General features: G+C 74.3%; 9 protein-coding genes. 1 reads left to right on the forward strand and 8 read right to left on the reverse strand.

Going from position 1 to position 12,482, the window contains the following annotated elements; translation table 11 throughout:
- Positions 1–52: 52 nt before the first annotated feature.
- Positions 53–2,812 carry a non-ribosomal peptide synthetase gene (locus AC1VM9_RS05500; RefSeq protein ID WP_483121628.1) on the forward strand — a complete coding sequence of 920 codons (2,760 nt, stop codon included), beginning with the start codon at positions 53–55 and terminating at the stop codon, positions 2,810–2,812.
- On the opposite strand, the gene AC1VM9_RS05505 is transcribed toward AC1VM9_RS05500, so the two are convergent.
- The 8 genes from AC1VM9_RS05505 to AC1VM9_RS05540 all read right to left on the reverse strand — a co-directional run bounded on the left by AC1VM9_RS05505 (position 2,787) and on the right by AC1VM9_RS05540 (position 12,382).
- Complete coding sequence (locus AC1VM9_RS05505; protein WP_483121630.1) at positions 2,787–4,616, reverse strand: sensor histidine kinase; 1,830 nt, start codon at positions 4,614–4,616, stop codon at positions 2,787–2,789. The two genes, AC1VM9_RS05500 and AC1VM9_RS05505, sit on opposite strands and share 26 nt — an antisense overlap.
- Entirely contained in the window at positions 4,613–6,700 is a 2,088-nt protein-coding gene (locus AC1VM9_RS05510) for an ATP-binding protein (RefSeq protein WP_483121632.1), read from the reverse strand. The genes AC1VM9_RS05505 and AC1VM9_RS05510 overlap by 4 nt, the downstream gene beginning before the upstream one ends.
- 162 nt (positions 6,701–6,862) lie before the next feature.
- Positions 6,863–7,246, reverse strand: coding sequence for a nitroreductase family deazaflavin-dependent oxidoreductase (locus AC1VM9_RS05515; RefSeq protein ID WP_483121633.1), 384 nt, complete (start codon positions 7,244–7,246; stop codon positions 6,863–6,865).
- Complete coding sequence (locus AC1VM9_RS05520; RefSeq protein WP_483121635.1) at positions 7,221–8,477, reverse strand: acyl-CoA dehydrogenase family protein; 1,257 nt, start codon at positions 8,475–8,477, stop codon at positions 7,221–7,223. Before AC1VM9_RS05520 ends, AC1VM9_RS05515 begins: the two co-directional genes overlap by 26 nt.
- Before the next feature lie 62 nt (positions 8,478–8,539).
- Complete coding sequence (locus tag AC1VM9_RS05525) at positions 8,540–9,763, reverse strand: acyl-CoA dehydrogenase family protein (RefSeq protein ID WP_481344772.1); 1,224 nt, start codon at positions 9,761–9,763, stop codon at positions 8,540–8,542.
- 16 nt (positions 9,764–9,779) lie between these two features.
- Positions 9,780–10,814 (reverse strand): phosphotransferase family protein, encoded by a 1,035-nt coding sequence (locus AC1VM9_RS05530; protein WP_483121637.1) that lies wholly within the window; start codon positions 10,812–10,814, stop codon positions 9,780–9,782.
- A gap of 3 nt (positions 10,815–10,817) precedes the next feature.
- Positions 10,818–11,585 (reverse strand): 3-oxoacyl-ACP reductase FabG, encoded by a 768-nt coding sequence (fabG, locus tag AC1VM9_RS05535; protein WP_483121639.1) that lies wholly within the window; start codon positions 11,583–11,585, stop codon positions 10,818–10,820.
- Positions 11,582–12,382 (reverse strand): SDR family NAD(P)-dependent oxidoreductase, encoded by an 801-nt coding sequence (locus AC1VM9_RS05540; protein ID WP_481344770.1) that lies wholly within the window; start codon positions 12,380–12,382, stop codon positions 11,582–11,584. Before AC1VM9_RS05540 ends, fabG begins: the two co-directional genes overlap by 4 nt.
- Between the last annotated feature and the right edge of the window lie 100 nt (positions 12,383–12,482).

Raw genomic sequence — 12,482 nt, forward strand, 5'->3', positions numbered from 1 at the left:
AACCGGGGGCCGCACTTGCATTAGGTATGCCTAACCTTATTGACTACGGCCCGTGACCGCGACCGCCCTCCCGCTCGAACGGGCCGCTGCCCTGCCCGGGCTTGCGTGGGTCCACGGCCTCGCCGCGCACGGCACCCGGACCGCGTTGCACACCGACGCCGGCCCGGTCAGCTACGCCGAGCTCGCCCGACGCGTCGACGCCGTGGCCGAGCGCCTCGCCGGAGCGCGCCGGCTCGTCCTCGTCGAGGGTCGCACCACCGTCGAGACCGTCGTGGCGCTCCTCGCCGCCCAGCGCGCCGGGCACGTCGTCCTCCTGGCGGCGGCCGGCGAGGCCGCGCAGCGGGTCGGGGCCGCCTACCGGCCCGACATCGTCCTCGACCCGAGCGGCCGGGTCGACGTCCGGCGGGAGGCCTCGGCCCACGACCTGCATCCCGAGCTCGCGCTCCTGCTCAGCACGAGCGGCTCGACCGGATCGGCCAAGCTCGTGCGCCTGTCGGCCGCCAACCTCGCGGCCAACGCCGCCCAGATCGACGCCGCGCTCGGGATCCGGCCCGACGACTGCGCGGCCCTGACGCTGCCGCTGACGTACTGCTACGGGCTGTCCGTGCTGACCACGCACCTCGCGCGGGGCGCGTCGGTCCTGCTGACCGACCGGTCCGTCGTCGACGAGTGCTTCTGGACGCAGTTCCGGGCGGCGGGCGCCACGACGTTCCCCGGCGTGCCGCACACCTTCGAGCTGCTCGAGCGCAGCGGCTTCGCCGAGCGAGACCTGCCGACGCTGCGCTACGTCACCCAGGCCGGCGGACGCATGGACGCCGAGCGCGTCCGCCGCTTCGCGCGCCTCGGGCAGGAGCGCGGCTTCGACCTCGTCGTCATGTACGGGCAGTGCGAGGCGACGGCCCGGATGGCCTACCTGCCACCCCACCTCGCCGCGGCGCACCCCGACACGGTGGGGGTGCCGGTGCCGGGCGCCTCGATCGAGGTCGAGGACGGCGAGATCGTCTTCCGCGGGCCGAACGTCATGCTGGGCTACGCGCGCGAGCCCGGGGACCTCTCGCTCGGGCGCACCGTCGACGTGCTGCGCACCGGCGACCTCGGCGAGCTCACCTCGGAGGGGCTCGTCCGGGTCACCGGCCGGCGCGCCCGGTTCGTCAAGGTGCTCGGGCACCGCGTCGACCTCGACGCGCTCGAGTGCCGGCTGCGCCAGGAGGGCCACGACGTGCGCTGCGCCGGTCGCGACGGCCTCGTCGCCGTGGCCGCGAGCGGTGCCATGGCCGCGCCCGCACGCGAGTCGCTGCGCCACCAGGTGATCCGCACGTCCGGCGTGCCCCGGGACGCCCTGCGGGTCGTGCCCGTGGCCGAGCACCCGGTGCTGGCCTCCGGCAAGCCGGACTACCCCGCCGTGCTCGCACTGGCGTGTGCCGACTGCCCGGCGCGCCCGGATGCCGCGGCCGACGCCGGTCCCGAGCGTGCCGTCGCGGGCCTCTACGCACGGCTCCTGCAGCGGGACGTCGCCGCCGACGCGACCTTCGTGTCCCTCGGCGGGGACTCGCTGTCCTACGTCGAGGTGTCCATCCGGCTCGAGGAGCTCCTCGGACGGCTGCCGGCGGCCTGGCACGTGACCCCGGTCGCCGAGCTCGAGCGGATGCACACCGCTGCCCCCGCCTCCTCCCCCACGCCGGGGGCGCGGCGCGCGCAAGCCGGCGCATCGGCCGCACGCAGGCCGAACTCGTCGTCACGCAGAGGGTCTCGCACACTCGCCGACCGGATCGCCTGGCGCACCGTCGAGACCGGGGTCTGGCTCCGCGCCCTCGCCATCGTCCTCATCGTCGGCACGCACGCCGACCTGTTCTCGTTGCAGGGCACCGCCAACGCACTGCTCGTCGTCGCCGGCTACCAGCTGGCCCGGTTCCAGCTGGCCGACCCCGACCGCCGCCGGCGCGCCCGGCGCGTGCTCGGGGCGGCGGCCCGCATCGCCGTGCCGGCGCTCGTCGTCATCGTCAGCGCGCACGTGCTCGGCGGGTACTACGAGACGCGCAACCTCTTCCTCGCCAACTGGGTCTTCGGGCAGGAGAGGCTCGGGCCGCCGTGGCGGTTCTGGTTCGTCGAGGCGATCGTCGTGGCGCTCGTCGCCGTCGCCGCCCTCACCGCCTCACGGCGCGTGGCCGCGCTCGACGGGCGTCACCCGTTCCGGCTGCCGCTGGCCCTGAGCGTGGCGGCGTTCGTCCTGTTCCGCCTGCCGATCCTGCCGCTGCCGGTCCCGCGCATGCAGGGATCGGCGCTCGTCGTGCTCCACCTGTTCCTCCTCGGCTGGGCCCTCGCCCGAGCGGCGACGCCCGCCCAGCGCCGGGTCGCCACGGTCGTGGCCGTCGCGATGATCGGCACGTTCTCGTTCAACCCCGCCCGGGACGGCCTCACCGCCGCGTTCGTCCTGCTCCTGCTCTGGCGCCCCGTGAGCCGCATCCCGGCCGTGCTCGTGCCGCTCGTGCAGGTGCTGGCCGCCGCGTCCCTGCACATCTACGTCATCCACTGGCAGGCCCTCGAGGTGCTCTGGGGCCACCCGGTGCCCGCCTTCCTCGGGTCGATGGCGCTCGGCCTCGCCTACTGGTGGCTGTGGACGCGCCCGCTCACGGCGCTGTGGGCCCGCGCCTCCGCCGGCGTCCGCACCCGCGTCCTCGGCACCCGCACCGGCACCGGCCCCGGCCCCGGCCACGGCAAGAGCATCCGCAGCGGCAGCGATCGCCCCCGGGCCGGTGACGGCGCGGGCGCCACCGCGCAGCCGTCCGTCAGGAGACCGGTAGCAGCAGGGTGACGCTCGTGCCGCGACCGAGCTCGGACTCGACCTCGAGCCGGCCGCCGTGGCGCTCGACGACCCGGTGCGCGATCGACAGGCCGAGCCCGGTGCCCGGCACCTTGAGCCCCTCGGGGTTGGTGCCGCGGAAGAACTCGGTGAAGAGGCGCTCCTGGTCATGGGCCGAGATGCCGATGCCGTCGTCGGCGCAGGTCAGGACCAGCCCCTGGTCGCGGTGCTCGAGCGAGACGGTGACGACGCCGCCGGCTCGGGTGAACTTCACCGCGTTGCTCACGAGGTTCTGCACGACGCGCTCGAGGTCGCCGGCGCTGCCCCGGACCACCGGGACCGCCGGCGGCTCGGCGAAGGTCAGCGCGACCTCCTGACCGTCGGCCCGCGGCCGGAACATGTCGACGACGTCGCGGGTCAGCTCGCCGAGGTCGACGTCGGTGAAGGGCATCGCCCGGTCGGGGTCGCTGACCCGCGACAGGGTCAGGAGGTCGTCGACGAGCACCTGGAGGCGCTCGGTGTTGCGTTCGATGACGCCGAGCGACCACGCGAGGTTCTCGGGCTCGCCACGGAGCAGCTCGACGTGCCCGACGATCGAGGCGAGCGGGTTCTTCAGCTCGTGCGACACCGTCGAGAACAGCTGGGTGCGACTGCGGTCGGCCTCGCGCAGCTCGTCCGCGACCCGGCGCTCGGCCGCGTAGAGCCGCGCGTTGCGCACGGCCCGGCCGAGGTCACGCGCCATCTCGAGGGCAGCCTGGGTCTCGGCGGCGGTCCACGACGCGTCGCGCACGCCGCGGACCGCGGCGAGGTAGCCGTAGCAGGACGACCCGGAGCCGATCGGCGCGAGCAGCAACGACCCGGCCGACGCCGCCGTCAGGAACTCGGACGCGAGCGCGACGTCGGCCTCGGACCACTCGCGGGCCGGCTCGCCGCGCCCCGGACGGGCCACCGCCACCTCGCCCTCGTCCCAGAGCCGGGCACTGAGCCGGCGCGCGAGGTCGACGAGGGAGGGCGCGACGACGGCCTCGCCGCTGCGCGCCGACACGCTCTCCCGCTCGTCGTCGCCCTGGACGCCGAAGATCCGCAGCCACAGGGTCTCGGAGGCGAGGCCGGCGGCGATCCGCGGCGCAGCGACGTCGACGACGCGGGCCGGCTCGAGGTCGTCCTGGGCGATGCGGGCCACGGACTTGACGGCCTCCCCGAGCCGGACCCGCTCGGTCAGCGCGTGACGCTGACGTGCCGCCTGGATCGCGATGCCGGTCTGGTTGGCGAACAGCTCGAGCACCGCCCGCTGGGTCCGGTCCGGGCGCCGGCCGCTCAGCGGCAGGTCGACCGACAGGATGCCGAGCAGGTCGCCGACCGCGTCGAGCAGCGGCGCCACGAGCGTGTCCTCGGGGTCCCACGCGTCGGGGTCGTCGGCGTCAGGGCGCCAGTCGGTCGACACCCAGCCGTCCTGGGCGCCGGCGGGCAGCCGGTCGGCCGGGACGAACCGCAGGCTCCCCCACTCCTCGGCCACGGCGAACTCGGCCTCGATCGCGTGGCGGGGCGTGCACCGGCCCATGAGCTGCGCCTTGGCGCTGTCGTCACCGGCGACCGCCACGACGACGAGGTCACCCGACGCGTCGTCGACGACGCTGATCGCCGCGACGGTGAACCCGACGACGTCGGCCGCCCCCTCGACGACCATGTCGAAGAGGCTGCCGAGGTCGTCCTGGGCGCTGACCCGGTTCATCAGCTCGGTGAGCCGACGCAGGGCCCTGACCTCCCACGTCTCGTCCTGCACCAGGTCGACCCGGGCCGGCCCGTGGCAGGTCATGCCGTCGCCCCGGTCGCCCCCGCCGGCAGGGCCGGCAGCGTCACGGTGAACGTCGCGCCGGCACCCGGCGTCGACACGACCTCGATGGTCCCGCCGTGGCCCTCGACGATGGCCCGGACGATGGACAGGCCCAGGCCCGTGCCCTGGATCGCCTGGTCGGTGGCCGTCTTGGACCGGTAGAACCGGCGGAACACCTTCTCGAGGTCCGCGGACGGGATGCCGATGCCCGAGTCGCGCACGACGAGACGGGCGGACGGCCCGATGCCATCGGTACCGGCGGTCGCCACGGCCGGACCGTCGGGGGAGGTGGTCGGGTGGCCGTCGCCCGCCCGTAGCGACACCTCGACCGAGCCACCGTCCGGCGTGAACTTCACCGCGTTGGACAGCAGGTTCATCGTGACCCGCTCGAGCGCGACGGGGTCGCCCCGGACCCACAGCGGCTTCGCGGCGATGTCGATCGACAGGTCGAGGTCCCGCCGCTCGCTCAGCGGCCGCAGCCCGTCCCAGGCCTGCGCGACGACGTCGGCGAGGTCGCAGCGACGCAGGTCGAGGTCGAGCCGGTCGGACTCGATGCGGGAGTTGACGAGGAGGTCCTCGATGAGCTCGAGCAGGCGCCGGCCGTTGCGGTCGATGCGGGCCACGAGGTCGCGCTGGCGGGTCGTCAGCTCGCCGGCGGCGCCGTCCTCGAGCATCTCCGCGTAGCCGAGGACGCTGGCGAGCGGCGTGCGCAGCTCGTGGCTGACCGACGACACGAAGTCGTTCTTCGTCTGGTCGAGGGCGGTGAGCTCCTCGACGACCCGCCGCTCGCGGTCGAGCGCGGCACGCGCCTCCGTGACGTCGACACCGGTCTTGACGAGGTGACTGGGCCGTCCGAGATCGTCGGTGAGCCACCGGTTCGACCAGACGACGTGCCGACGGCCGCCCTCGGGCCGCAGCCACTCCTGCTCGTCGGTCGACGGGAAGTCGTGGTCGCGCAGGTGCGCGAACCGTCGTCGCAGCCGCTCACGGCCCGCGGCGACCGGGAAGAGCTCGGCGGCCTCGAGCCCGACGAGGTCCTCCTCGCGACCGCCGATCCACTGGGCGGCGGTGCGGTTGACCCGGTCGATCCGGCCGTCGGTGTCGACGACGACGATGGCGCTCGCGGCGGTGTCGAGGACGACCGCGGTGAACTGGGCCTCCCTGCGCAGCTCGCCGAGGGCCCTCCGGCGCTGGGTGGCCCCCACGGCGAGCGACAGCGTCGTGATGGCGGCGGTCGCGAGGAAGGCCTGGGTCAGGGCTCCGACGGCCGTCGGGCTGACGTCGCCGCGCTCCCCGGCCGCGGCGAAGGGGCCACCCCCTTCGCTCGTGGCGACGACGGCGACGGCCCCCACGACGAGCAGCTGCCCGGCCACCACGCGGAGCCCCTGGCGGGTGGCCGCCCACGCCAGGGCCGGCAGGGGCAGGAAGGCGAGGGGAAGGGGCTGCCCGGGCCGGAAGACGAGGACGGTCATGCCGACGACGAGCACCATCTGCGCGACGTCCTCGAGACCGAACGGGCGGGCCCGCGCCGTCACCGCGGCGATGCCGAGCGGCCCGATGACGAGCACCGCTGCGGTGTGCGAGGCGGTGACGGCGTAGGCGGTCGGGAAGAAGGTGCCGTGCAGGCCGACGACGGCGATGACGCCGGTGAGCACTCCGAACGTCAGCGCGCCGGCCACCGTGCTGACGAGGAGGCCGAACAGGTCCTCCATCGACGCGAGCCGTGGCCGGCGGCCCCCGCGGGTCATGAGCCGGTGGACGACGAACGCCTCCAGGGCGTTCGCCACGCCGAACGCCGCGGACACGAGCGCCGACCGCCCGCCGTAGTAGTTGGCCAGGCCGCTCGCGACGACGACGCCGGCGACGAACACCGCGGCCCGCCGGCGGTCCGGGCCGCTGACGAGGAGGAACGCCACGGCGATGCCCGCCGCCGGCCACCACACGGCGACGGTGGAGTCGGGCGGCGCGAACCGCACCGCCGTCACACCGAGGACCACGACGCCGAGCAGCGCGACGAGAGCCGTCGCGGTCCAGCCCCGGCGGCTCGACAGGATCGAGGTCAGCACCGCGTCCCGCCGCCCGGGTGCTCGACGGTGTGCCGGCGGAGGGACGGTGGTACGCGGGGCTCGGGGATCGTCGCGCGGGCCACGCCCCATCCTTGCGCACGGCGGCGCGATACCGGGGCAAAACGGACGGAGCGCAGGCGTGTCGCCGGGCACCGGCGCCGCTCAGGCAGGCTGACGCGTCAGGCGGAGGAAGCCGCCCTCCGGGTCCTGGCGAGCCAGCATCCGGCGCAGGACCGGCCCAGCCGCGTCGAGCGCGACGTCCTTGCCGACGAACGTCGGGTCGGTGCAGGCCCACTCGTGGCCCTTCCAGCGGACGGTGCAGCCCCCGGCCGCGCGGGTGTTGCGCACCCAGTCGGTGCGGCGCCCCCACGGCAGCGCGATGACGAAGGCGTCCGGCGTCGTGATGACGGCCACCGGGACCGCGTACTCGGTGCCGCTGCGTCGGCCGCGGTGCCGCAGCACCGCCCACAGGGGAAAGAACCGGTGACCCGCCGCGCGGACGGCGAACCGGTTGAACGTCTTAACGTTGGCGGGAGGATCGGGCACCCGTCCAGCATGCCCCCCGGGACGGGCCGGTGGGGTGCCGGCGCGGCCGGGTGCGGAGGCTCAGCCGAGGTGCCCGCGCACCGAGGCGTGTCCACGCAGCAGGTTGCGCGCGATGGTCCGCCGCTGGATCTCGTCGGTGCCCTCGTAGATCCGCAGCAGTCGCAGCTCGCGGTACCACCGCTCGACCGGGAAGCTCGCGGGTGTAGCCCATGCCACCGTGGATCTGGAGCACCCGGTCGACGATCTCGTTGGCGCGCAGGCCGCCGTACAGCTTGGCCATCGACTGCGCCTGCCGTGAGTCGAGGCCACGGTCCACCTGCCAGGCGGCGACGAGCACGAGCCACCGCAGGGCCTCGATCTCCACCGCTGAGTCGGCGATCATCCACTGGATCGCCTGCCGGTCGGCGATCGGCTCGCCGAAGGTGACGCGGGTGCGGGCGTGCTCCATGGCCATCTCGACGAGCCGCTCGCAGGCGCCGAGGGCGCGCGCCGGCAGCATGTACCGGCCCTTGCCGATCCACCGCATCGCCAGCTCGAACCCCCGGCCCTCCTCGCCGAGGATCGCCGAGTGCGGGACCCGGACGCCGTCGAAGACGAGCGCGGCCGGGCCCCACTCGCCCATCGTGTCGATCGGTCGGCTCTCCCAGCCGCGGTCGCGGTCGACGAGGAAGCACGTGACGCCGCCGTCGGCGCCCTTCTCCTTGTCGGTGACGGCGAAGACCATGACGAAGTCGGCCTCGTGGCCGCCGGTGATGAACGTCTTCTCGCCGGTGATGACCCACTCGTCACCGTCGCGGCGCGCGCTCGTGCGGATCGCCCGGGCGTCGGAGCCGGCGCCCGGCTCGGTGATGGCGAACGCCGAGCGGCGGGTGCCCTCTATCGTCGGGCGCAGGTAGCGGTCCTGCTGCTCCGGTGTGGCGCTGAAGAGGATGTTGTCGGCCTCGCCGGCGAACCGGAAGGGCACGAACGAGCGCCCGAGCTCGACCTCGACGAGGGCGGCGGCCAGGGCTCCCAGGCCCATGCCGCCGTACTCCTCGGGTGTCTGGATGCCGAAGAAGCCGGCGCCGCGGGCCTTGTCCTGCAAGGGCTTCAGGACGTCGCCGGGCAGGCCGCGCTCGCCGCGTCGCTCCCGCTCGAGCACCTCCGGCTCGAGGGGCTGGATCTCCTTGCGCACGAAGGTGCGCACCCAGTCCCGGATCTCGCGCACCTCGTCGGTGAGGTCGAAGTCCATGACGCGTCCTTCCTGCCCGGCGGTTGCGGGGCGTGGTCAAGGGATGGTCTGCAGGCGGGTGCTCACGGGGTGCGGGCGTGCCGCCGCAGCTCGGCCCTGGCGAGGGCGTTCTTGTGCACCTCGTCGGGCCCGTCGGCGAAGCGGAGGGTGCGGATGCCGGCGAAGGCGGCCGCGAGCTCGGTGTCCTGGCTCAGTCCGGCGGCCCCGTGGGCCTGGATCGCCTTGTCGAGGATCCACTCGACGGTCCTCGGCGTCGCGATCTTGATGGCCTGGATCTCGGTGTGGGCGCCCTTGTTGCCGACGGTGTCCATGAGCCACGCCGTCTTGAGGACGAGCAGACGCAGCTGCTCGATGCGCACCCGCGACTCCGCGACCCAGTCGCGGACGACGCCCTGCTCCGCGAGCGGGCGGCCGAAGGCGACCCGCTCCGACACGCGCCGGCACATGGCCTCGACGGCGACCTCGGCCAGGCCGATCGAGCGCATGCAGTGGTGGATGCGGCCCGGACCCAGGCGGGCCTGGGCGATGGCGAAGCCGTCCCCCTCTCCGGCGACGAGGTTCGTCGCAGGCACGCGCACGTCGGTGAAGCGCAGCTCGGCGTGGCCGCCGTGGTCGTGGTCGTCGTAGCCGAAGACCTCCATGCCGCGGACGACCTCGAGGCCGGGGGTGTCGCGGGGCACGAGCACCATCGACTGCTGCCGGTGCCGGTCGGCATCGGGGTCCGTCTTGCCCATGACGACGAAGAGGCGGCAGTCGGGGTTCATGGCGCCCGTGATCCACCACTTGCGCCCGTTGACGACGTAGTCGGCGCCGTCGCGCCGGATCGACAGCTCGATGTTCGTCGCGTCGCTGCTCGCGACGTCGGGTTCGGTCATGGCGAAGGCCGAACGGATCTCCCCCCGCAGCAAGGGGTCCAGCCACTCGGCCTTCTGGGCATCGGTGCCGAACTGTGCCAGCACCTCCATGTTCCCGGTGTCGGGCGCCGCGCAGTTGACTGCTGCGGGCGCCAGCCGGATGCACCGTCCGGTGGCCTCCGCCAGCGGCGCGTACTGGAGGTTGGTCAGCCCGGCGCCGTGCCGGCCGGGGAGGAAGAGGTTCCACAGGCCGCGCTCACGCGCCTCCGCCTGCAGCTCCCGCAGGGCGGGGACCCGGCTCCAGGCCCAGCGGTCCTCACCCGCGGCCAGCTGGGCGTCGAAGGTCGGCACGGTCGGCGCGACGCGCGCGTCGACGAAGCTCCGCAGCTCGGCGAGCAGCTCGAGGGTGCGGGCGTCATGGGCGAAGTCCATCGGTGGTCCTTGTGGCTCAGGCCTCGTCGAGGGCGCGCAGACCCGCCGCGACGAGCGGTGCGGTGGCCTCGCCGATGTGCGCGAAGCCCTCGCCCACGGTCTGGCCCTTCGTGTAGCGGTAGTGGATGCCCTCGAGGATCACGGCGAGCTTGAAGTAGGCCAGCCCGAGGTGGAACGACAGGCTCGACAGGTCGCGGCCGCTGGCCTGACCGTAGCGGGCGAGCAGGTCTGTGCCGGTCGGGAAGCCGGGCGCACGCGAGACGTCGCTGACCGCGCCGGCGCCGACGGTCTCGGGCAGGCTCTGGTACGCCTCGAGCAGTGCGACGTCGGTGAGCGGGTCGCCGAGGGTCGCCATCTCCCAGTCGAGCACCGCGGTGACGGTGTCGTCGTCGTCGACGAGGAGGTTGTCGAGCCGGTAGTCGCCGTGGACGACCGACGCCGCGCCGGACGCGGGTACGGAGGCGGCGAGCCGGGCGTGGAGGTCGTCGATGCCCGGCAGGTCGCGGCTGCGGGAGGCGTCGAGCTGCTGCCTCCAGCGCCGCACCTGCCGCTCGAGGAACCCCTCGGGCCGGCCGAAGTCGCCGAGTCCGACAGCCTCCGGGTCGACGGCGTGCAGGTCGACGAGGATGTCGACCATCCGCTCGGCGACCAGCCTCGTGCGGTCCGGCCCGAGCGCCGCCAGGTCGGAGGCCCGCCGGTACGGCGTGCCGGCCACGTGCTCCATGACGTAGAACGGCGCACCGATGACCTCGTCGGTGGCGCACACCGCGTAGGTCTCGGGCACGGGCACCGGGGTGTCGCGCAGCGCCCGGACGACCCGGTGCTCGCGCACCATGTCGTGCGCGGTGGCGAGGACGTGGCCGAGCGGCGGCCGGCGCACGACGACGGTGCGGACGCCGTCACCCACGACGTACGTCAGGTTGGACTTGCCGCCCGCGACCACCTGGCCCGTCAACGGCCCGGCGAGCAGCCCGGGCGCCTCGAGCGCCAGGAACGCGGCCAGCGCGTCGAGGGGCAGCCCGGGCGGGTCGGCGGGGACGGGGTCGGTCACGCGTCAGTCCTTCGGGCCGCCGGCCACGTAGATCACCTGACCGGACACGAACCCGGCCTCCTCGCTGACGAGGAACGAGGCCGTGGCGGCGATGTCCTCGGGCTGGCCGACGCGCCCGACCGGGATCTCCTTGGCCGCCCCCTCGAGGAACTGCTCGAAGGTGATGCCCATCCGCTGGGCGGTCTGGCGCGTCATGTCGGTGGCGATGAACCCCGGCGCGATGGCGTTGGCCGTGACGCCGAACCTGCCGAGCTCGATGGCGAGGGTCTTGGTGAAGCCCTGCAGGCCGGCCTTGGCGGCGGAGTAGTTGGCCTGTCCGCGGTTGCCGAGGGCCGAGGTGGAGCTGAGGTTGACGACGCGACCCCACCCGGCCTCCACCATGTGCTTCTGGCACGCCCGGGTCATGAGGAACGAGCCACGCAGGTGCACGCCCATGACGGCGTCCCAGTCGGCGGTCGTCATCTTGAAGAGCATGTTGTCGCGGATGATGCCGGCGTTGTTGACGAGCACCGTCGGCGAGCCGAGCTCGCCGGCCACCCGGTCGACGGCGGCCGCGACACCCGCCTCGTCGGACACGTCGACGCCGACGGCGAGGCCGCGCCCACCCGACGCCTCGATCTCGGACACCACTGCCGCGCAGGCGGACTCGTCGAGGTCGAGGACGGCGACGGCGATGCCGTCCGCGGCGAGCCGTCGGGCTACCGCCGCGCCGATGCCGCGTGCGGCACCGGTGACGACGGCGGTGCGGGTGGTGCTGGGCTGGTCGGTCATGCCTTCTCCTGCGTCGACGTGGTGCTGGTGGGGTGGGGCTGCTCGAGCTTCTGCTGGAGCCGGTTCATGGCCGCCAGCCACGCGTCGGGGTGCGTGGCGCGCTGGACCTGGTAGTCGGCGACCTCGGGGTGCGGCAGCACGAGGAAGCGGCCGTCGCGCATGGCGTCCCACAGCGCCTCGGCGACGGCCTCCGGCGTGACCACGGCGTCGCGGGTCAGCAGGTCGCGAAGCGGTCCCGACTCCTCGAGCATCCGGGTGTCGACGCCCTGCGGGCAGATCGCGTGGACGGTCACGCCTCGGTGGCGGTAGGTGGCGTCGAGCCACTCGGCGAAGGCCACGGCCGCGTGCTTGGTGACCGAGTAGGGCGCGTCGCCGAGCATCGTCAGCAGCCCGGCGGCCGACGCCGTGACGACGAACCGGCCGGGCACCTCGGCCCGGAGCCACCGCGGCACGAGGAGGCGCGCGGCGCGGACGTGGGCGAGGACGTTGACGTCGAGGGCCCGCGCCCAGACGTCGTCGGGCGCGTCGAGGCCCAGACCGGTCCCGATGCCGGCGTTGGCGACGAAGAGGTCGACGCGTCCGAGGTGCGCGAAGGCCGCGTCGAGGAGCGCGCGGTTGCCGGCGTCGGTGGACACGTCGGCGATGACGGGGCAGGCGGCCACCTCGCGGGCCACCTGCTCGAGCGCGTCGGCGTCGCGGTCGCACACGACGACGTGCCAGCCCTCCTCGACCAGCCGGGCGGCCACGGCACGACCGATCCCCCGGGCTGCCCCGGTGACGACGGCGGTGTCGGTCATGACGGCTCCTCGCGACGGACTAAGCGCTTGCTTACCTTGGCGTCGCGAGGCCGTCCGCGTCAAGTGAGGACCGCCCGCGCCGGGACGGTGTCGCAGGCCG

The organism is Monashia sp. HAY1-11D (genome assembly GCF_056868035.1).

Coding starts and splice junctions, on each gene's coding strand:
- AC1VM9_RS05505 (WP_483121630.1), bottom strand. CDS start 4,616: ATGACCTGCCACGGGCCGGCCCGGGTCGACCTGGTGCAGGACGAGACG.
- AC1VM9_RS05525 (WP_481344772.1), bottom strand. CDS start 9,763: ATGGACTTCGCCCATGACGCCCGCACCCTCGAGCTGCTCGCCGAGCTG.
- AC1VM9_RS05540 (WP_481344770.1), bottom strand. CDS start 12,382: ATGACCGACACCGCCGTCGTCACCGGGGCAGCCCGGGGGATCGGTCGT.
- AC1VM9_RS05520 (WP_483121635.1), bottom strand. CDS start 8,477: ATGGACTTCGACCTCACCGACGAGGTGCGCGAGATCCGGGACTGGGTG.
- fabG (WP_483121639.1), bottom strand. CDS start 11,585: ATGACCGACCAGCCCAGCACCACCCGCACCGCCGTCGTCACCGGTGCC.